Annotated in this window: 17 protein-coding genes and 1 tRNA gene; 13 read left to right on the forward strand and 5 right to left on the reverse strand. The window is 51.7% G+C overall.

Annotation, left to right across the window (positions count from 1 at the left end):
• Nucleotides 1-200: 200 nt before the first annotated feature.
• The gene (gene nadA / locus FEZ62_RS02920) at nt 201-1,259 is read left to right on the forward strand and encodes a quinolinate synthase NadA (protein WP_150548741.1); all 1,059 of its coding nucleotides are present in this window, start codon (nt 201-203) and stop codon (nt 1,257-1,259) included.
• A 127-nt stretch (nt 1,260-1,386) separates the two neighbouring features.
• Here the strand turns inward: nadA and FEZ62_RS02925 are convergent, their stop codons facing one another.
• The gene (locus tag FEZ62_RS02925; RefSeq protein ID WP_172926760.1) at nt 1,387-2,829 is read right to left on the reverse strand and encodes a M48 family metalloprotease; all 1,443 of its coding nucleotides are present in this window, start codon (nt 2,827-2,829) and stop codon (nt 1,387-1,389) included.
• 251 nt (nt 2,830-3,080) lie between these two features.
• Here FEZ62_RS02925 and FEZ62_RS02930 point away from each other — a divergent pair, with 251 nt between their 5' ends.
• Nucleotides 3,081-3,332: a sulfurtransferase TusA family protein gene (locus FEZ62_RS02930; RefSeq protein WP_172926761.1), complete on the forward strand. Its 252-nt coding sequence runs from the start codon at nt 3,081-3,083 to the stop codon at nt 3,330-3,332.
• A 31-nt stretch (nt 3,333-3,363) separates the two neighbouring features.
• Nucleotides 3,364-4,455, forward strand: a complete 1,092-nt coding sequence (locus FEZ62_RS02935) for an AI-2E family transporter (RefSeq protein WP_069901639.1) — start codon at nt 3,364-3,366, stop codon at nt 4,453-4,455.
• 108 nt (nt 4,456-4,563) lie between these two features.
• On the opposite strand, the gene FEZ62_RS02940 is transcribed toward FEZ62_RS02935, so the two are convergent.
• The gene (locus tag FEZ62_RS02940) at nt 4,564-5,037 is read right to left on the reverse strand and encodes a peroxiredoxin (protein WP_172926762.1); all 474 of its coding nucleotides are present in this window, start codon (nt 5,035-5,037) and stop codon (nt 4,564-4,566) included.
• Nucleotides 5,038-5,045: 8 nt separating this feature from the next.
• Nucleotides 5,046-5,603: a glycine cleavage system protein R gene (locus FEZ62_RS02945; protein WP_069901641.1), complete on the reverse strand. Its 558-nt coding sequence runs from the start codon at nt 5,601-5,603 to the stop codon at nt 5,046-5,048.
• A 358-nt stretch (nt 5,604-5,961) separates the two neighbouring features.
• On the opposite strand from FEZ62_RS02945, the gene dapA reads away from it, so the two are divergent.
• The 8 genes from dapA to FEZ62_RS02985 all read left to right on the forward strand — a co-directional run bounded on the left by dapA (nt 5,962) and on the right by FEZ62_RS02985 (nt 14,677).
• Nucleotides 5,962-6,840, forward strand: coding sequence for a 4-hydroxy-tetrahydrodipicolinate synthase (dapA, locus tag FEZ62_RS02950; protein ID WP_172926763.1), 879 nt, complete (start codon nt 5,962-5,964; stop codon nt 6,838-6,840).
• Nucleotides 6,841-6,857: 17 nt separating this feature from the next.
• Nucleotides 6,858-7,976: an outer membrane protein assembly factor BamC gene (bamC, locus tag FEZ62_RS02955; protein ID WP_172926764.1), complete on the forward strand. Its 1,119-nt coding sequence runs from the start codon at nt 6,858-6,860 to the stop codon at nt 7,974-7,976.
• A gap of 224 nt (nt 7,977-8,200) precedes the next feature.
• Nucleotides 8,201-9,070 (forward strand): phosphoribosylaminoimidazolesuccinocarboxamide synthase, encoded by an 870-nt coding sequence (locus FEZ62_RS02960; RefSeq protein ID WP_172926765.1) that lies wholly within the window; start codon nt 8,201-8,203, stop codon nt 9,068-9,070.
• 190 nt (nt 9,071-9,260) lie between these two features.
• Nucleotides 9,261-9,350, forward strand: a tRNA-Ser gene (locus FEZ62_RS02965).
• A 645-nt stretch (nt 9,351-9,995) separates the two neighbouring features.
• Nucleotides 9,996-11,243: a primase-helicase family protein gene (locus tag FEZ62_RS02970; protein ID WP_172926766.1), complete on the forward strand. Its 1,248-nt coding sequence runs from the start codon at nt 9,996-9,998 to the stop codon at nt 11,241-11,243.
• A 603-nt stretch (nt 11,244-11,846) separates the two neighbouring features.
• Nucleotides 11,847-12,395 (forward strand): recombinase family protein, encoded by a 549-nt coding sequence (locus FEZ62_RS02975; protein WP_172926767.1) that lies wholly within the window; start codon nt 11,847-11,849, stop codon nt 12,393-12,395.
• A 360-nt stretch (nt 12,396-12,755) separates the two neighbouring features.
• Entirely contained in the window at nt 12,756-13,724 is a 969-nt protein-coding gene (locus tag FEZ62_RS02980) for a DGQHR domain-containing protein (RefSeq protein WP_172926768.1), read from the forward strand.
• On the forward strand, nt 13,724-14,677 hold the full coding sequence (locus tag FEZ62_RS02985) for a hypothetical protein (protein WP_172926769.1): 954 nt from the start codon (nt 13,724-13,726) through the stop codon (nt 14,675-14,677). The genes FEZ62_RS02980 and FEZ62_RS02985 overlap by 1 nt, the downstream gene beginning before the upstream one ends.
• 157 nt (nt 14,678-14,834) lie before the next feature.
• Here FEZ62_RS02985 and FEZ62_RS02990 read toward each other — a convergent pair whose 3' ends face one another.
• Both FEZ62_RS02990 and FEZ62_RS02995 read right to left on the reverse strand, forming a co-directional pair.
• On the reverse strand, nt 14,835-16,340 hold the full coding sequence (locus FEZ62_RS02990; protein ID WP_345940422.1) for a tyrosine-type recombinase/integrase: 1,506 nt from the start codon (nt 16,338-16,340) through the stop codon (nt 14,835-14,837).
• Nucleotides 16,341-16,829: 489 nt separating this feature from the next.
• Nucleotides 16,830-17,015 (reverse strand): tautomerase family protein, encoded by a 186-nt coding sequence (locus FEZ62_RS02995; RefSeq protein ID WP_172926771.1) that lies wholly within the window; start codon nt 17,013-17,015, stop codon nt 16,830-16,832.
• Between the two features lie 112 nt (nt 17,016-17,127).
• Between FEZ62_RS02995 and FEZ62_RS03000 the strand changes: the two genes are divergently transcribed.
• Together FEZ62_RS03000 and betA are read left to right on the forward strand one after the other, a co-directional pair.
• Complete coding sequence (locus tag FEZ62_RS03000) at nt 17,128-17,604, forward strand: cytosine permease (RefSeq protein WP_242454868.1); 477 nt, start codon at nt 17,128-17,130, stop codon at nt 17,602-17,604.
• A gap of 3 nt (nt 17,605-17,607) precedes the next feature.
• Nucleotides 17,608-19,296, forward strand: a complete 1,689-nt coding sequence (betA, locus tag FEZ62_RS03005) for a choline dehydrogenase (RefSeq protein ID WP_172926772.1) — start codon at nt 17,608-17,610, stop codon at nt 19,294-19,296.
• The last annotated feature ends 199 nt before the right edge of the window (nt 19,297-19,495 follow it).

Below are 19,495 nucleotides of genomic sequence, written 5' to 3' on the forward strand. Positions count from 1 at the left end.
CGCAGCGGGCACTGCGCGGTGAATGATGCTTTCCATATTAATTATGAAAAACTATCATGCGCGATCTTTTAGGCGCTTCACCTTGTCTTTCGCGCCTCGGGCCGTCACATAAGTGGTTTCCCGTCTGATTACGTTCACGCGGCCTATGCGCCGCGTATACTCGAATTTCGTGCTGATAGTCCGTTTACAGGCCAGATGACATGACACAGATTTCCGAACGCCTCCTGGTGCAGGCACATCTAGATGCCAAGCAGCCCGTTGCGCTGACGCCGGAGCAAGAGGCCTTTTACCGGGCCGAGATTGCGGCTGAATTGAAAAAGCAGAACGCCGTATTGGTCGCTCACTATTACTGCGACCCGGTGCTGCAGGCGCTGGCTGAAGAAACCGGTGGCTGCGTTTCCGACTCGCTGGAAATGGCCCGTTTCGGTAATCAGCATTCCGCACAAACGGTGCTGGTCGCTGGCGTCAAGTTCATGGGCGAGACGGCGAAAATTCTAAATCCAGAAAAACGCGTGTTGATGCCAACCCTGGAGGCGACTTGCTCGCTCGATCTGGGCTGCCCGGTTGATGAGTTCTCGGCGTTCTGCGATCAGCATCCCGAACGCACTGTGGTGGTTTACGCCAACACCTCGGCTGCGGTGAAGGCGCGAGCGGATTGGGTCGTGACCTCAAGCTGTGCGGTCGAGATTGTCGAGCACCTGATGGACAACGGCGAAACCATCATCTGGGCGCCGGATCAGCATCTGGGTCGGTACATTCAGAACAAGACCGGTGCCGATATGCTGCTGTGGGATGGCGCGTGTATCGTCCATGAAGAGTTCAAGGCCAAGCAGCTTGAAGACATGAAGGCGTTGTATCCGGATGCGGCCGTTTTGGTGCACCCGGAATCGCCGACGGCAGTGATCGATTTGGCCGATGCTGTTGGTTCCACCAGCCAACTGATCAAGGCGGCGCAAACGCTGCCGAACAAGACCTTTATCGTGGCCACCGACCGCGGCATTTTCTACAAGATGCAGCAGCTGTGCCCGGATAAAGTCTTTGTCGAGGCGCCTACTGCCGGCAATGGTGCGGCGTGCCGCAGTTGCGCACACTGCCCGTGGATGGCCATGAACACGTTGCAGCGCACGTTGCAGTGCCTGCGTGAGGGCAGCAACGAGATTTTCGTTGATCCGGTGTTGATCCCCAAGGCCATCAAGCCGCTCAAGCGCATGCTCGACTTCACACAGGCAGCGCGTCTGGCGCAATCGGGTAACGCTTAACGGGCTTAAACCGCACCGTAAACAAAAACGCCCGATGCATGCATGTGCATCGGGCGTTTTTGTTTATGTGCTGAACCTTTGAATTTTCTTAATCCTCAGGCGCAGCGGCTTTGAGTAGTTGCTGCGCTTAGTTGAGCATCTCGTCGATCATTCGCTTGTCTTCGATCATCTCGCGTTGGCGGGCGTCGATGCGTGAAGCCAACTGGAAGTTATTGGCGGCCCGGCGTTTGGCGAAGTCCAGTTGCTGGATGGCCTGCTTGTAATCACCGACCAATGCAAAGTATTCGGCACGCGCCTGATGCAGGCCGATGGTGTCACCCGTGAGGCCGCGAACTTCGGCGACCTGGTTCCACACGTCCGGGTCTTTTGGCCGGCTCTTGAGCAGGTCATCCAGTGCGCGCTTGGCGTTATCCTTGCTGCCTTGCTTCATCAGCAGGTCTACCCGGGCCTGATTCAGCGGGTAGTTTTTCGGATACAACTGGAGCATGCGGTCAATTCTTGCCTGTGCCGCGTCCAGGCGTCTGGCGGCGACGTCCAGATCAAATTGGGCAAGGTTGTAGGTGATATCGTTCGGCGCTTTTTTCAGCAGCGTTTGCAGTGCCTGGCCGGCGCTCCTTTGCTGGCCGCTGCGAATCTGTGCGATGGCCAGGCCATACAGCGCAGCGTCGTTGCCCGGGTCTTCATCGAGCATGGCGCGAAAGCGTTTAGCGGCCAGGCCGGGGGTGTCTTCATAAATCAGTTGTACGCGGGCGCGCATCAATTGATAACGCAGGGTGTCCTCAATCAGCTTCTGATCACTTTTGTACTGCACGGCGCGGTTGCGGGTGTCGGCAATACGCGACTCAGTAACCGGGTGAGTGAGAAGGAATTCGGGCGGCATGCGGTCGTAGCGATACTGGCGCATCAGGCTCTCGAACATCTGCGGCATGGCCAGCGGGTCGTATCCGGCTCTCTCCAGGTTGAGCAGGCCGATGCGGTCGGCCTCTTGCTCGTTCTGCCGTGAGAAGCGCTGCTGCTCCTGGATCGCGGCAGCCTGAGTCGAGGCGATAGCGGCAATGCCGGCATCACCTGCACCTGCTGCGGCGGCGACAATACCGGCCAGCATGGCGGCCATTACCGGCAACTGCATGCGCTGTTGCGCTTCAACACCGCGGGCAAAGTGGCGTTGCGACAAGTGAGCCAATTCGTGCGCCAGCACCGAGGCATATTCAGCTTCGGTCTTGGCGTACAGGAATAGCCCGCCGTTGACCCCGATAATCCCGCCAGGCGCGGCAAAGGCGTTGATCTGCGGGCTGTTGAGCAATACGAATTCGAGGCGACGGTCTTGCACCTGGCTGGTTTCGCTGAGGCGATAAACGCTGCTTTCAACGAAATCTTTCAGTTGCGGGTCGGATAGCTGGCTAACCTGGCCACGCAACAGGCCTAACCATGCACGGCCAAGCTGATGTTCTTGTTGTGGTGAGACGATGGAGGAGCTGGCATCGCCTAGAGACGGCAGTTCACTGGCCGCCTGAACAGAAAAAGCGTTCAGGCAGAGCAGTGACAGCAGAGTGGGTCGCAGAAAATTCATGCACGAGGCTCTTTGCGAACAAAGGCTTACTGTAGCTGGGCAGACGCGGGTGTGGGAAGGACTGTTGCTGATTCAATTCGCCTTGGCCGGTATTGAACGCGCTATTGGGTTTGGAGATTTAACAGGCTTGGCGTATGTTTCGCGGCCCCGAACAATAAATGCGGTGGGCCTCTGCCAGTGCTTCCGCCATTGGTATGTGCTGGCAACGGTGGGACAATGCCCGAAAGCCGCGTGTCTTGGAGAAGTTGTTAATGAATATTGCCGATCAGCCAGCGCTGGCCTTCGATGATGAGGTTGATGCCACTGGGCTGAGTTGCCCGCTGCCGCTGCTCAAGGCCAAGCTCGCCCTCAATCAATTGACCAGCGGCGCGGTGCTCAAAGTGATCGCAACTGATGCTGGTTCACAGCGCGATTTTCGCGCGTTTGCGAAACTGGCCGGGCATCAGCTGGTTCATGAAGAAGTTGATAATGGTGTGTATCGTTATTGGTTGTGCAAGGCCTGAGCGCCCCACAACCTACTGTTAAGGAACATTGATGCTTAAAGTATTGCGTGACTGGCTGCATCGCTATTTCTCCGATGAGCAAGCGGTCATTCTGGCGCTGCTGGTGGTGCTGGGTTTTGCTGCGGTGCTGACGTTCGGCGGCATGCTGGCGCCGGTGCTGACCGGCTTGGTGCTGGCCTTTTTGATGCAGGGCCTGGTTGCCAAGCTTGAGCGCCTACGCCTGCCGCATTCGCTCGCGGTATGGCTGGTGTTTGCACTGTTCATGAGCGCCTTGGTGCTGATCTTGCTGGTGTTGCTGCCTTTGCTTTGGCATCAGTTGAGCAATCTGTTCAATGAGCTGCCGAGCATGTTGAGCAAGTGGCAGTCGCTGTTCATGATGCTGCCAGAGCGCTATCCCGGCGTGATCAGCAATGATCAGGTGGCGCGGGCCATTGCCTCTGTGCAGGGCGAGGCGGGCAAGATCGGCCAGTGGGTGCTGTCGTTTTCGCTGTCGAGCTTGCCGGTTCTGGTCAGCGTGATGATCTATCTGGTGCTGGTGCCGATTCTGGTGTTCTTCTTCCTCAAGGATCGCCAGATGATTGCCGAGTGGTTTACCAGCCATCTGCCGCAACAGCGTTCGCTGATTAGTCATGTGGCGGCCGAGATGAATCGGCAGATCGCCAACTACATCCGCGGCAAGGTGATTGAAATCATCATTTGCGGCGTGGTGACTTACATCGCGTTCGCCTGGCTGGGGCTTAACTACGCGGCATTGCTTGCGTTGTTTGTCGGGCTTTCAGTGGTGGTGCCTTACATCGGTGCTGTGGTGGTTACCGTGCCGGTGGCGCTGATCGGTTTGTTCCAGTGGGGGTGGGGCGATCAGTTCCTCTACCTGATGCTGGTGTACTCGGTGATTCAGGCGCTGGACGGCAACGTTTTGGTGCCGCTGTTGTTCTCCGAAGCGGTCAATTTGCACCCGGTGGCGATTATCTGTGCGGTGTTGCTGTTTGGCGGCCTGTGGGGCTTTTGGGGTGTGTTCTTCGCCATTCCGCTGGCGACCTTGTTCAAGGCGTTGCTTGATGCCTGGCCGCGGGTCGAGGGTGTTCAGCAACCAGATTGCCCGCCGCTGCCCGAGCCGCGTTAGTCGCGTGGTCTGAGCGTTGTGCGCTGACTGAAAAAACAAAACCCCGATACCTGCGTGCAGTTATCGGGGTTTTTGTTGGTGCCTCGCACAGCGCTGTGTGGCTGACGCTTAGCCTTTGTTCAAGGCTTGTGCGGCAGCCAATACCGCGTCGACATGGCCCGGCACTTTGACGCCACGCCATTCCTGGCGCAGTACACCGTCCTTGTCGATCAGGAAGGTGCTGCGGTCAACGCCCATGTATTCCTTGCCGTAGAGTTTCTTCAGTTTGATCACGTCGAACAACTGGCACACGGCCTCGTCCTTGTCGCTGATCAGTTCGAACGGAAAGCCCTGCTTGGTCTTGAAGTTCTCGTGCGACTTGATGCTGTCACGCGAGATGCCGAATACCTGAGTGTTGGCCGTCTGAAACTCGGCGTACTGGTCGCGAAAGCCCTGGCCTTCGGTGGTGCAGCCCGGCGTGCTGTCTTTCGGGTAGAAATAAATAACCACCTGCTGGCCTTTGAGGTCAGACAGTTTCACGGTTTGTCCGCTGGTGGCCGGTGCTTCAAAGTCGCTAACCGGAGAGTCGATTGCTACAGCCATATAACCTCCTACTGATTTTGCGGGCGCCACGGTTCGATCAATGCGTCCAGATTCAGCGCATCGGCGAAGTCGAGGAACTGATCACGTAGCCAACTGATCTGCGTGCCGGCTGGCAGGGTTACTGTCAGCGTGGCATTGAGCATCGTGCCGCCGGTCTGCGGGGCTTGATAGGTGTCCAGGGTAAGGTTTTCGAGTTCGACGTTATGGTCGAGGAAAAACTGGCACAGTTCGTTGAGAATGTCCGGGCGGTAAACCGAGCTCACATACGCTACATAGGGCAGCGCTTGCGGGCGCACGTCTGTCGGCGCACTGCGAATCACGTTAACCGTGAAGTCGTGCTTCTTGGCCAGGCCGGGCAGGCTAACTTCCAGGCGTGCCAAGGCGTCCCAGTTACCGGAAATCTGTAACACCAGGGCGCTGAACTCGCCATGCCGGCTCAGGCGTGTGCTCACCACGGCGCAGCGGTTTTCATTGCTGGCGCGGCACAGCACGTTGGTCAACTCCATAGCGTTGAGACCAAGTGCACTGATAACGAGAAATTGTTCGCGAACTGGGGGGGTGGACATGCAGCCTTCCTAAACAATGGGCGATGAGCTGGAAAAACGCGCTCAAACAAAGCCCGAAGGGTAGCGAAAAGCACCGCCGAGGGGAATGCCAGTCGGTGCAACCGCCGCACATTTTGCAGGGTGATAGTCCTCATTTCAGCTTAAAAGCCAGCGGGTGGGCCATTTGGCAGCGCAGCGCTGGGCGTGAAATTTATCCTCGCGCCTTGCGAGTGGCCGGCAAATTGCCGGATGGCAACTGTCAAAGTGGTTAAATTGATGAAAAATCAGGGCATCTGATGACTCATCAGCGGACTTGTCTTGTGCAAGGCTGGTAGCGCCAGTACCATTACGGCTCTCTTTTTCCGGCAGGAGTGGTTGCATGATTGCGGGCAGTATGGTGGCACTGGTTACGCCCATGGATGCGCAAGGCGGTCTTGATTGGGACAGCTTGAGCAAACTGGTGGATTTCCACCTGCAAGAGGGCACCAACGCCATTGTCGCGGTCGGCACCACAGGTGAGTCCGCGACTTTAGAGGTGTCTGAGCACATTGAGGCGATTCGTCGCGTAGTCGCTCAGGTGGCGGGTCGTATCCCGGTCATCGCCGGCACGGGCGGTAATTCGACGCGTGAGTCGGTTGAGCTGACTCGCGCCGCAGCAGACGTTGGCGCAGACGCCGCGTTGCTGGTTACGCCTTATTACAACAAGCCGACTCAGGAAGGCTTGTATCTGCATTTCAAACATATCGCCGAGTCCGTTGCGATTCCGCAGATTCTCTACAACGTACCGGGCCGCACTGTTTGCGACATGCTCCCGGAGACCGTTGAGCGTCTGTCGAAGATCGACAACATCGTCGGTATCAAGGAAGCTACAGGTGACCTGGACCGCGCACGCGAAGTGCTCGACCGCGTCAACAAGAACTTCCTGGTTTATTCCGGTGATGACCCAACCGCCGTTGAGCTGATGCTGATGGGCGGCAAGGGCAACATCTCGGTAACCGCCAACGTTGCGCCGCGCGCCATGAGCGATCTTTGCGCTGCTGCAATGCGCGGCGACACCGCCATTGCCCGCGCCATCAACGATCGTTTAATGCCACTGCATAAAGCGCTGTTCGCCGAATCCAATCCGATTCCAGTGAAGTGGGCTCTGCATGAAATGGGCATGATGCCGGATGGCATTCGCCTGCCACTGACATGGCTCAGTGAGCGTTATCAGGAGCCGTTGCGTCAGGCCATGCGCCAATGCGGCGTGTTGGTTTAATTGAGGAATTACTGCGCATGAAGCGACTGGCCGGACTCACAACACTTGCACTAATCATCTCCAGTACCAGCGGTTGTGGCTGGATCTGGGGTGAAGATGGCTATTTCCGTGACCGGGGTAGTGACTACCTCACCGAGCGTCAAACACCTCCTATGCAATTGCCTGCCGACGTGCAGAGCAAGCGCCTTGATCCACTGTTGCCGGTGCCTGCGCAAATCAACGACAGCACCGCTACCGGTGAGTACGAAGTGCCGCGCCCGCAAGCCATTGCAGTGACAGAAGACGTCAGCGAATACAGCCTGCAGAAAAGCGGCAAGTCGGGCTGGATTCTTGCCCGTCGCGTGCCGGCCGAAGTCTGGCCGGTTGCACGTCAGTTCTATGCTGAAAGCGGCTTCAACATCGTTGATGAGCGCCCGCAAACCGGTGAATTCAGTACCGACTGGCAGCCGCTCAGCAACCTGTCTTCTGGCCTTGCCCGTCGTCTGGCAAACAAAGCCAGTGACATTGAAGAGGGTGCAGAAACGCGCGTAAGAGTGCGTATCGAGCCAGGCGTGCAGCGCAACACCAGTGAGGTTTTCGTGGTCAGCGCACAGCGTCCCGCTGGCAGCACCGCTGATGTCGCGTTCACGCAGGGCAGCGTCAATCCAGGCCTCGATAACGCACTGCTCGACGAGATGCTCGTGAGCATGGCGCGTAATTCGGAGCAGGGCGGTTCGGTTTCCCTGTTGGCTGCACGTGACTACGATGCGCCAAGTCAGGTCAGCATGACCGAAGACGGTAACGGCAATCCGGTACTGCATCTGGGTTCGGACTTCGATCGCGCTTGGTCTGGCGTCGGTCGCTCGCTCGAATCGGGTAATGTGCGGGTAGACGACATCAACCGCAGCGTTGGCGTTTACTACATCAACCTCGCCGAAGGCGCCAAGGTCAATGAAGAAGAGCCAGGCTTCTTTGGCAGCATGTTTGGCAGTGAGCCCGACGAAGAAGAAATCGAAGCCCGCGCCGAGCGTTATCAGGTTCGCCTGACAACCGTTGGTGAAAGCGTTCAAGTGTCTGTAGAGAAGGATATCAACACCTCGGCCCCGGAAGACGTGGCCCGCCGTGTGTTGACTATTATCCAGGACAACCTCGGCTAAACCTTCAGGCGGCGCGTGCGTCGTCTGTTAGCCCGAGACAAAGCCGGCTGAAGTGTTCAGGTGCTAACGCATCGAAACCTTTAGCCGGTTTGCCTTTACCGGTCGCATAACTCGGCGCGGTGCAGGTTCCACCCACATGTACTGGGCCACCTCAGGCCCGGATGAAACCAATAGGCGCAGCGATGGTTACGCCTGTTTCGTTTGCCAAAGACGGAAGCCCCGATATGACGACGCCAACCTCCCTGAGCCTGAAGAAAATCTACTCGGGTAAAGTCCGCGACCTCTATGAAATCGACGATAAGCGCATGCTGATGGTCGCCACCGACCGCCTTTCCGCGTTCGACGTGATCCTCGACGAGCCCATCCCCGAGAAGGGCAAAATCCTCACTTCGATTTCCAACTTCTGGTTCGACAAACTCGCAGGCGTGGTGCCCAACCACTTCACCGGCGACAAAGTCGAAGACGTTGTCAGTGCTGCCGAGTTACCGCTGGTTGAAGGTCGCGCCGTCGTTGCCAAGCGCCTCAAGCCGGTTGCTGTAGAAGCCATCGTGCGTGGTTACATCGTAGGCTCCGGCTGGAAGGAATATCAGAAGAGCGGCACCGTCTGCGGCATCCAGTTGCCAGCTGGCCTCAAGGAAGCTTCAAAGCTGCCTGCGCCAATCTTTACCCCGTCGACTAAAGCCGCTGTTGGCGACCACGACGAAAACATCTCGTTCGAACAGTGCCAGGCTATCATCGGTGCCGAGCTCTCTGAAAAAGTGCGTGACACCGCCATCGCCCTGTACAGCGCAGCGGTCGAATACGCTGCGACCCGCGGCATCATCATTGCCGACACCAAATTCGAGTTCGGCCTCGATGAAGACGGCACCCTGACCCTGATGGACGAAGTGCTGACCCCCGATTCCAGCCGCTTCTGGCCAGCCGAAAGCTACGCCGAAGGCAGCAACCCGCCGAGCTTCGACAAGCAGTTCGTACGCGACTGGCTGGAGTCCACCGGCTGGAACAAACAAGCCCCGGCGCCAACCGTACCAGCAGACGTCGCGCAGAAAACAGCCGACAAATACCGCGAAGCCCTGACCAAGCTCACCGCATAAGTTAGGTAACTGTTCCTGGCTGCACAGAAGGGCGCGAAAGCGCCCTTTTTAATGCCCGCCGAAAATCGTTTTGCGCCAGCGCAAACGCGGGCTAAACAGCTCAAAACACGCAAGCACCTGAAAATATGCGAAAAATTTTGCTCAGGGGGTTCGCCAAACGCCAACAAGCTGCTATTATTCGCGCCGCTGTGGGAAGATGCCGGAGTGGCCGAACGGGACGGATTCGAAATCCGTTGTATCAGCGATGGTACCTAGGGTTCAAATCCCTATCTTCCCGCCACCATTAAAAAAGCCCTGTAATTCAATGAGTTACGGGGCTTTTTCTTTATGGATTCTACGTAGTGTTTCTACGTATAACTATCAAATTAAATACGCAGTTTTAATAGCATTTTTGTCCATCTTCTGACTCGTCCTGTGCGCAACCTCTATATGAGTCTCCTCCTGCTGCCTGAATTTTCTGGTCTGCAAGGCCCCAATGCTTAGCAAACCTGCTCCTAGCGCTTACGTTTTCATAAATTAGAAAATTCGAGTCCTACTACTCATAGTGGTGTGGGCTCTACTCCTACTCCTTTCCGTGCTGGCTAGCGTTTGTAGTTGGCATCCTGTTATCTGGTCGTCTACCGCTAAATTAAAAACTCAGTCTATTTAAATTTAATTAATACGATTTAAATTTAATTAAAAATAAGATGTTTTTAATTAAATCTAAGACAATTTAAAAAGTTTTAGATTGTTCTTGACTAGCATCTGATGTTCTATTACTTTCATTCGTGATTTCAGGGCGATATTGAAATATTCGTCGCAATACAAGTCTCCCGAAATCACGTTTTGATAAATGTTATTAAGCAGGTTAATGAAACAATCAACATGGTGATAACTATGTATACACTGAAGAAAGAAGAAGCCCCTCCAACATATGAGGATAATTATGAACAAAATGAAATCGTTAAATTCGAATGAAAATAAAGCACTACTCAAACTAAAGGAACGCTTTGTCCGTGTTCCAAGTAATAACGGCTATCCACGCTTCAGAGATTTAGACTCTGGAGTTGAGCAGGCCGATCTTGGTTACTTGCAATATTTTTATCGTCAACACTCTGACTCGAATACGCCAGTTAAGACCCCACAAGAACTTGCAAACGCTCTTACCTTTTTAACAGGTGACGGGTTCAAGCCGTGTGGCCCAAGAATTCTAGAAGGCTCACTGGCAAATTTATGGCAACCCCCTCCATTTAAATACTCAGGTGCAGGTGTCACTTCTCATCAGGTGCGTCCGTTCGTTGAGTTGTTAACCCGACTTTTTCCGATTGACGAGGAGCGCCGTTATTTTATTTGGTTCCTAGCTATGTTAGTTCGTCGGCCGGGCGTTCGAGTATTAGCTACGCCGGTGCTTCGTTCTGACCACGGTGTAGGTAAGGGGTTCTTGGCTGAAACACTGATTGCAGGTCTGCTTGGTCAGCCAAGCGTGGCTGTGTGCTCATTGAAAGATGTTGTGGGTGATTTCAATGACGTCCTTGAGGGCAAAACCTTTATTCTGATTGATGAGGTATACAGGTCTAAAGGGGCAACGGTGAATGCGCTTAAGTCAGTGCAGGGTAACTCCACAATTGCGCTTCGTAGAAAATTTAAACCAACAATTACGATACCCAATTATCTATCTTTCATGATAACAAGTAATGATCATATACCGATAACAATTGAAACGGGAGATCGTCGTTTCTGGGTGCCAAAATTTATGAAGCATAAAGAGTCTGTTGATGAGACGGGGCGCTTCATAAACAGTGTTCTTAAGCCGTGGTTGCAAGAGGGCGGCTTCCAGTTGGTTCGGGATTATCTTGAGCGTGTAAATCTTGATGTATTCGGCGCTAACTCGGCGCCTCCTATGACCGAAAGCAAGAAGGATTTAATGGGATTCAACGCAAATGACCGGTTGGTTGATGTTATTGGGGTCTTGCTGGAAAGCCTGCCTGTGGTCACTGTTGAGCGAGTGCGAGGGCTTCTTACTGATGACAACCTTAACCGTATGTCTGATCGAACGATTGCTAGTGCTTTGTTGGATTGTGGGTGCGAAAAAAAGTCCACAACACATCATCGGTTTTACATCACTCCATATGGTAAGCAGTTAGGGCTATCGAAGAACTCAACTCCAAAAGAATTATTCGGTAATTTTGAGTAGTTAGGACTATCGTTATCCATGAACTATGACGGATATGTCAATACCATGACATCAACAGACGTATCCGTCACTCTGGAAAGCTAGAGAGTACAAGTGTTTCAGAGCATTATGGCGGTTATGACGGATGGGTAAGGACTTTTATTAAGTAAGTATTAACACTCTTACCTAAGACTTATCGCGTAAGCACCCGTTAGGGGTGATCGTGAGAAGGTAATATTTTTAGTGGGGGGTAACTCCCCACTACATTTATCTGTAAAGAGGTTTGTCTATGGTTCGACTATCTGCATAGAGGACGAGAGTCCGAATGTGCAGTCTGTAGTTAGCTGCTTGCGATATCTGTCCCGCAGGGTGGATGAGCAGCGAGCTAGTGGTTAAGGCGATTGCAAGGGCGATCCAGATTTAGTGTCTGTAAGCGGTTCCTCCATATCTCCTCTCCGTCTCCTGAGCCAAGTTTGTAGGTTACTCGGGGGGCCGTCCCAAAAGTATAGCTTTTGATCCACTTCAAAAACCCCTTAAAACATAGTCTCAAAAGGTTGCTTTATGGCTTCTGAGACTGTATTCTCAAATCTCCTAAGGGGTTTTGAGACAGTTAAGGGGATCAACATGGCACAGGTCGCATACGTTCGGGTTTCATCGGCAGATCAATGCATAGACCGTCAACTGGTCGGTCTGACTTTCGATAAGACGTTCACAGACAAGGTGAGTGGTGGAACTACTAACCGTCCACAGCTTCAAGCCATGCTTGAGTACACGCGTGAAGGCGACACAATCACTGTTCACTCTATAGACCGCCTAGCTCGCTCACTGGCTGACCTTCTAGCCCTTGTTGAGCAGCTTACAGCCAAGGGTGTGACGATTCACTTTCATAAAGAAAACCTCACGTTCACAGGCCAAGACAACGGCATGCAAAAGCTGATGCTCCAGATGATGGGTAGCTTTGCTGAGTTCGAACGTTCAATGATTAAAGAACGCCAAGCTGAAGGCATTGCAGCAGCCAAGCTGAAAGGTAAACACTTAGGCAGGCCGGTCAAGGTTATCGACAAGGCAACATATGAAGCCCTGAAGACTGAAAACCTGCCTGCTGTCGAGATTGCCAAGCGTCTCGGAGTTTCCAAGGCTAGCTTATACCGCTGGCTTTCAGACCCAAGATAAACGCGAGCAAACTACAGCGTATCAAGGCGCCTTCCGGGAGTCTTTGTACTTTGCGCGTCAGGCAGGCTCAATACGAACCCCTAGCCCATATGTATTACTGTTATTGATATTCGAGGTTCACTAAGTGGAATCCCCACCCGGTGTTTTATTTTGTTAAGCTGCACAGCTGGAATTGACGCGCTTACTGCTGTAGAGACATTGTAAAAAAGCCCGTGACTCCGCAATGGAATCAATATATATTTTTAGCTTTTGATCTACAGGTTAGATTTGCGAGCTTTAAATGCTTGCAGTTCTTTTTGTGCTTGCTAAGTGCTCATAATAGGCAAGCTATAATAAATTATCGGATAGTTGGGATACACTATGACTCAAAAAACACATAGATTTTCGATTAGCCAAGTAACGCAAGGCCGGCATAAATTTTATACATGTACAATTCCGAGTGACGTGCTTGCAAAATGCTGCTTTGTATCCACAAGAGATGAAGACCCAGTGTCTGGATTTCAGCGAGTTTTAGATAAAGGTCGAGCTCAAGAAATTGCAAAGTATATTGATGAAGGGCTTGGAACCATTCCAAGTGCTATTATTATGTCAGCTCAACAGGAAGCCGATTTAAAAATAATTGGCAAAGGAAAAACTGTCGAGTTTAACGATAGTCCTCGAGCTTTTTTAATACTTGATGGCCAGCATCGGGTTTATGGTTTCTCTATTGCCGAGTCTAGCCTTAGAATACCAGTGGTAATTTATAATGATTTAAGTCGTCGCGATGAATCAAGGTTGTTTATTGATATAAACTCTAAGCAGCGCGGCGTGCCGAATGAATTATTACTTGATATAAAAAACATGGCAGAGTATGAAAATGATGAAGAAAATTTATTAAGAGAGGTGTTCGACCTATTTAATAGCGATTCGGAAAGTGCATTTTTTAATAAATTCTCAGCAGCATCAAGAGCAAAAAACAAGATTACAAGGGTAACATTCAATGGCGCAGTAAAGCCGCTTCTAAATGTGTTTAGAGGGAAGGATGCAGAAGAAATATACTCTATTCTAAATGGATATTTTTTGGCATTTAGGGTGGGTCTAGAAACTTTAGATTGTGAAGATACAATGCAAGGAGCGATTGTCTTCCGTGCCATCTCCAGTTTTTTCCCAATAGCAGCGTCAAAATTAAAAGACAGGTACGGCTCTGAGTACTCCGTGGATAATTTTCATTCCACCATGGAAGGAATGTTTTTGCGTACGAAACCTGCCAAATTTAAAACTCCAGGCACCTCATATAAGGCGCTAGCTGACTACCTAGAGAATAATATAAAGTCAGAGTTCACCTTATAATGAAACATTGCGAACTATTCAGGCCTCTCATATTGCCGGGCCTGCTGAGAACTGAAGTACCAACTGATCGATGTGACTTTAAAAATTGGATATCATCGGGTAACTATCTGCTTAGAGGTATTAGCTCTAACTCCGTTGATATCGAAGTTAATAATGATTATGCATTCAATCATATGATTGCTTATGATAGTTGTAGAATGGCTACTGCAGCATTCGAAACCATGCATAACATCCAGTCATCTACCGCTCTTCCGAAGTCTATTGGCTGGATTGCGATCAAGTCATATTACGCAGCTTTTTTCTCAGCGCATTCAATTATGCGATGTTTTGGCTACACATGCAGCCAGTTAGAAAAAGGGCATGCAATGCAGCTTAATGGTTACGCTCAAACGATTGGCTTAGCACAAATCATTAAAGCGGAAGCTGGTTTTTTTTCTGGTGTCTATGATCGAGGGTCTAGAATACATCGCATAACAAAAATGAAAAATACTCATGAGGACACTTGGGCAACACTTAATGAGTGCCTTAAAAAAGTCAGTCGTGATATTTTAATGGTTACAGGTTTGAGCGTTCATAAGCAGCAGGTTTCAGCAAGCTTAACTGATATTGTTTTTAAACTAACTGATAAGGGGCGACTAGTTAAAGGGAATTATTTATCTCAATTTCGAAATGCTGTTAATTATCGCCAAGAGCATGACTTGTGGCACCCTTATGGTAAAAATTCAATACAAGCCGAGAAGGTTGTCACATATCTAGCATCATGGAAGGATGTTGAAGATATGTCGACAGCAATATGGAAAGAGTCTCTTGAAGCGTACAATTTTTTTGTCGCTTGTAGGGATGTCGTTAATTTAAATTACTTACTCATTCGGCTTGTAATAGAAAGCTCTGAAAACAGCTCTAATTTATATAAACGATGGCCCGCAAAGTTGCTAAACATAGCCGCTATTTGATGAGTGTTTTTTAATAATCATACCTGTTCGCGAAATGAAATAAGGTCGATATCTTAGCTTGTGATTGACCTTGTCATTTGTGTTTAACTTTTTCTCTTGAGTTAGATTTAAAACAATCTCGATTTCAGTAAGTTTGTTTAGTTTTATTTCCTTGAAGCTAAAATAGTTGGCCTGTGGATTGGTTTTGTTCCGCGGGAAAACTAAAGTCATAGTAAAGCAGATCAATAACCTGCGCCTTCTGCTGAAGCGACGCCCCGTCGCTGTAAATATCGAATGTCATCTGTCCGACTTCATGACCAAGAATTTCAGTCATGACGATATGGTCTGCTCCTGCACGGTGCAGAAGTGTCGTCACTGTCTTTCGAATGCTGTGGAACACATGGGCTTCACTAAATCCCGCTGCTTTCTTGAGTCTGCCAAATCGTTTGCCAAGGGCAGGCAGTCGGTTGCCATGTTTGTCTGGTTTCATCCCTGAGATCAAAAAGCCGTCTGTAGAGCTATGCAGCATCATGTTAAATCTTGAAAGTAGGGCTGGATGTACAGGGATTGCACGGATACCAGCGCGTGTCTTCGCATCGTCAATTTGAAAGTATTTGGTGCCGCCTTCTTCGTGGACATGCTTGCTTTGAATCCGACCAATCTCTTCCAAGCGACAACCTGTGTACGCTCCGATGAGAATCAAATCAGCTAGCGATTGATCTTTCTTCACGAGAGCTTGAGCGTAGAGGTTTTGCACTTCATCTCGACTGAATGCGTGGTAGCTAGTGCTAGGAGTTCCACGCCTTGCTTTGGGCAGTGTATGCCCTTCAAATGGATTCGGCTTGCCTTTCCAAACCTCCCTGAGAGTATGGTCATAGGCTATTGCCCACTTCCAGAATGCCGAGCAGCTAAAAAGGTACTGCTGCTTTGTTTTTGAGGTAATGCTTACCAACGATTGCAGCCACAACACCACGCTATCCCAATCAATCGGTTTCTCTGTTTCCGTCTGCCATTTGGCAAAAGCCCTCAAGCGCGTTTGATGATGGGCGACGGTTTTAGAGGCAGTGCCGTGTTCTCTCTGCCATCCCAAGAAGCTCTGAATTTTGGCCTCAGTGACAAGTGACTTGGGCTTGTAGCTTTCCGGCTTCGATATGACACCGGCTACAACTTGGGATTCATCATTTGAAAGACTGTGCATTTTGCCCGCTGCCAAGCCTGCAAGTTGTCCCATAAAGGAACCTGCATCAAGCGCTTTCTCGGTGGGCGAGGTGCCTTTGAGTACAGAGAGTATTTTTTCTACAATTGCTTGGCCTTCAGGTGTCTGCCAATTTGCTCTAGCAGCTTCTAGCGCTTCCTGAGTGACACCATCAGGCAAGGGGGTTGTATCGGACATCCCTGCAGCAGCGAGGACGAGCGACCTTTTAATCTGGGTGTTTTGCTTACCTAAAAACTGAGCATCTTCCAGCCATGCATCACCCGAGGCTAATTTGGCTTCACGCGCTCCCTGAATCTGAGCCTGCCACACAGCGAGGAACGGTAATCGAGTACGCATGGCCTCAGCGCGCGATCCAGTGCCTAGGCTCTTGGAAAGTACGCGTCGATTACCAAACGCTAGCCGTACATCTTTTGGGATGTCAATGCGTACATGCCACGTGCTGCCTTGGAGCTGTAAGTTGTCTGCCATGATACCGTTCTACGCAGTTATTCTACGTAGAGATTCTACGTAAAACATCGAGCAACCTCAATTAATACGGTATTTAAAGGCTTTCAGGTACCATGTCGGGGAGTCCCTATCTTCCCGCCACTATTCAAGGGCTCCAGAGGTTTACGCCTCTGGAGCCTTTTTCGTTTGGCGCAATTTTGGGGGAATGACTTCGCGTGTCATTCCCCCAAAATCCCCAATCCACAGTTCCTCGATAGCCAGTTACGAAAATCGCGGTGGAGTCTTGCGCGCCAAAATTAGGCGAGAGGGCTCCCCCAATGCATACATCGTCCTTTGATGCCGAGGCAGAAGCGCAATGCTGGGCTGCGGGGGGTGGAGGTGATATGTCGCAATCTAGATATGCTGATTAGCGCGAAGCTGAGCACACCTCTTCTTTGATTGCTTCAATTAATGTTCTGCACTTATTTTCTGCGCTAGCGATGCTCACCGGCTATTCCCAGTTTCACCAGATCATCGATCACAGAAGCGAATACCTGCCTTCGCTTTTAAGTGAGTTAGTGCTTCGATGATTTGCACGGTGACAATTTCTGCCGGTATTTCGTAGCTTTCTACTACGGCCTCGGTGATCTTTTTCAACAGTTGGTGGTGCTGCGCTTCGGTCTTCCCTGCGGCGGCATAGACAATAACTTGCGGCATATTTGCTTCCTTCAGTTTAAGGAATGTTTAGGGCTGCTGATCTGAGGTTAAACACGACCTCTACACCTCTATTGTGGGCTTGCGTCAGTTGGCGGGAAAAACCTTCCGCGACATGAGCTGGACCCTGCTCGTGGTGATGTTCTGCGCTGTGCCATTGTTGATTGTCAGCTTTGCGCCTGAAGTCTATGACAGCTTCTTCATATTTTTGGTGTGGACTTCGGCGTTGAACAGCGCGCTGGCAGGAATCGGAATCGCCGATTACTACTTCTTGCGCCAGCAGCGGATGAATCTGCGTCATCTGTATGCTAGTGAGGCGTTGTCACCTTATCGCTACTGGAAGGGCTTCAATCCGATTGGTTTATTCGCGCTGTTAGTGGGTGTTGGGGTGTACGTGTTCTTGTTTAATCCCCAGAGCCTGGCCAACGCGTCCTGGTTTCGCTTCATCTCCGCTTCCATTCCGTCTTGCCTGCTGGCCGGCGTGATCCATTTTGTGCTGACCCGGGCTTTTGCCGAGCGTTTAGGCTGGGGCGCCTATTCTCCGCGCCCTAAGCGTCAGCACGACTCTTTGAATTTAGATGCACAGGCTTGAGCCATGACTAAACGATACGATTACATCATTATTGGCGCGGGCTCTGCTGGGTGCGTATTAGCCAACCGCCTGAGTGAAGACCCAAACACCTCGGTACTGGTGTTGGAGTATGGCGGCAGCGATCGCAGTGTGTTGATCCAGATGCCCAGTGCCTTCTCAATGCCCATGAACACCAAGAAGTACAACTGGCACTTCGAGACCGAGCCTGAACCCTTCCTCGATAACCGCCGCCTGCATTGTCCGCGCGGCAAGGTACTCGGTGGGTCTTCTTCAATCAATGGGCTGGTTTATATCCGCGGGCACGCATCAGACTTCGACCAATGGCAATCATTGGGTGCTGAGGGCTGGGGTTATCGCAATTGCCTGCCGTACTTCAAGCGTGCCGAGAATTACAAGTTTGGCGGCGATGATTACCGTGGCGAAGGGGGGCCGCTGAGCACCAATAATGGCAACAACATGCAAAACCCATTGTATGGCGCCTGGGTTGAGGCGGGCGTACAAGCCGGTTACATCGAAACCAAGGATTGTAACGGATACATGCAGGAAGGCTTTGGCGCGATGCACATGACGGTCAAAAATGGTGTGCGTTGGTCAACCGCCAACGCCTATTTACGACCTGCGATGAAACGTCCAAACCTGACCGTGATCACCCACGCAATGACGCGTCAGGTGTTGTTGGTAGGCAAACGAGCTGTTGGCATTCTCTACGATCACGACGGCCAGACCCACACCGTGCATTGCAACCGCGAAGTGCTGCTTTCGACGGGGCCGATTGGCTCACCGCAGTTGCTGCAAATGTCCGGGATTGGTCCCGGTGAAGTGCTGCGCAACGCCGGTATCGAAGTGAAGCATGAGCTGCCCGGTGTCGGTGAAAACTTGCAGGATCACTCGGAAATTTATATCCAGTTCGCCTGCAAACAGCCGATCACTTTGAACAGCAAGATGGGCCTGTTAAGTAAGGCCATGATTGGCCTGCGCTGGTTGTTATTCAAAGATGGTCTGGGGGCAAGTAATCACTTCGAAGCGGGTGGTTTTATTCGCTCTGAGGTGGGACTGAGCTGGCCCGATATTCAGTTTCATTTTCTCCCCGCCGCGATGCAGTACGACGGTGGCAAACCGCTGAAGGGCCATGGTTTCATGGTTCTGACCGGGCCGAATAAACCAACCAGCCGCGGTTATGTCCGTGTGCGTTCGGCAGACCCATACACGCACCCGGAAATTGTCTTCAATTACTTACAAACTGAAGAGGACCGCGAGGGTTTCCGTCGCTGTGTGCGCCTGACCCGGGAGATTATTGGTCAGCCGGCAATGGATGCGTATCGCGATTACGAAATTGCTCCGGGCCCTGACGTCAACACCGACGAGGAGATCGATGCGTTTGTGCGCAAGAATATGGAAAGCACCATGCATCCTTGTGGTTCGTGCCGAATGGGCGAGGATGAAATGGCCGTGGTTGATTCAGCGCTACGTGTACGCGGTATCGAAGGCTTGCGAGTTATTGATTCATCGGTGTTTCCGACCGAGCCCAACGGCAATCTGAATGCGCCGACGATCATGCTGGCAGAGCGCGCTGCTGATCTCGTCCGAGGCCTGCCGACATTGCCGCCGGTCGATATTGAAGTTGGGCTTGCGCAGGGTTGGGAGTCCCGTCAGCGCAGCAATGCGCCCGTGCGCAAAGTCGCCAGCAGCTAACGCGCTTTGTAAAACCAGAGGGGTGTTGGTTTATACACGGCAACTAACCCTCAGCATTTCTCACAGTGAAACGAGGCCCGAGGTAAACGGGTCTCGTTTTTTTGTTTGTGGCTCGCGGCAAGCTAAATCTAGCTTTCAGTTTCAAGCCATTCAGGGTTACGCCTGAGCGACGGCGTCCGCGACGTTTGCGCTGACCCAG

Source organism: Pseudomonas sp. MS19, from assembly GCF_013277615.1.
In the GTDB taxonomy this organism is placed as follows: Bacteria; Pseudomonadota; Gammaproteobacteria; order Pseudomonadales; family Pseudomonadaceae; genus Aquipseudomonas; species Aquipseudomonas marincola.

Bases quoted from the DNA above. Each gene is read 5' to 3' on its own strand.
- nadA (WP_150548741.1), top strand. From the start codon at position 201: ATGACACAGATTTCCGAACGCCTCCTGGTGCAGGCACATCTAGATGCC.
- FEZ62_RS02925 (WP_172926760.1), bottom strand. From the start codon at position 2,829: ATGAATTTTCTGCGACCCACTCTGCTGTCACTGCTCTGCCTGAACGCT.
- FEZ62_RS02930 (WP_172926761.1), top strand. From the start codon at position 3,081: ATGAATATTGCCGATCAGCCAGCGCTGGCCTTCGATGATGAGGTTGAT.
- FEZ62_RS02935 (WP_069901639.1), top strand. From the start codon at position 3,364: ATGCTTAAAGTATTGCGTGACTGGCTGCATCGCTATTTCTCCGATGAG.
- FEZ62_RS02940 (WP_172926762.1), bottom strand. From the start codon at position 5,037: ATGGCTGTAGCAATCGACTCTCCGGTTAGCGACTTTGAAGCACCGGCC.
- FEZ62_RS02945 (WP_069901641.1), bottom strand. From the start codon at position 5,603: ATGTCCACCCCCCCAGTTCGCGAACAATTTCTCGTTATCAGTGCACTT.
- dapA (WP_172926763.1), top strand. From the start codon at position 5,962: ATGATTGCGGGCAGTATGGTGGCACTGGTTACGCCCATGGATGCGCAA.
- bamC (WP_172926764.1), top strand. From the start codon at position 6,858: ATGAAGCGACTGGCCGGACTCACAACACTTGCACTAATCATCTCCAGT.
- FEZ62_RS02960 (WP_172926765.1), top strand. From the start codon at position 8,201: ATGACGACGCCAACCTCCCTGAGCCTGAAGAAAATCTACTCGGGTAAA.
- FEZ62_RS02970 (WP_172926766.1), top strand. From the start codon at position 9,996: ATGAACAAAATGAAATCGTTAAATTCGAATGAAAATAAAGCACTACTC.
- FEZ62_RS02975 (WP_172926767.1), top strand. From the start codon at position 11,847: ATGGCACAGGTCGCATACGTTCGGGTTTCATCGGCAGATCAATGCATA.
- FEZ62_RS02980 (WP_172926768.1), top strand. From the start codon at position 12,756: ATGACTCAAAAAACACATAGATTTTCGATTAGCCAAGTAACGCAAGGC.
- FEZ62_RS02985 (WP_172926769.1), top strand. From the start codon at position 13,724: ATGAAACATTGCGAACTATTCAGGCCTCTCATATTGCCGGGCCTGCTG.
- FEZ62_RS02990 (WP_345940422.1), bottom strand. From the start codon at position 16,340: ATGGCAGACAACTTACAGCTCCAAGGCAGCACGTGGCATGTACGCATT.
- FEZ62_RS02995 (WP_172926771.1), bottom strand. From the start codon at position 17,015: ATGCCGCAAGTTATTGTCTATGCCGCCGCAGGGAAGACCGAAGCGCAG.
- FEZ62_RS03000 (WP_242454868.1), top strand. From the start codon at position 17,128: ATGAGCTGGACCCTGCTCGTGGTGATGTTCTGCGCTGTGCCATTGTTG.
- betA (WP_172926772.1), top strand. From the start codon at position 17,608: ATGACTAAACGATACGATTACATCATTATTGGCGCGGGCTCTGCTGGG.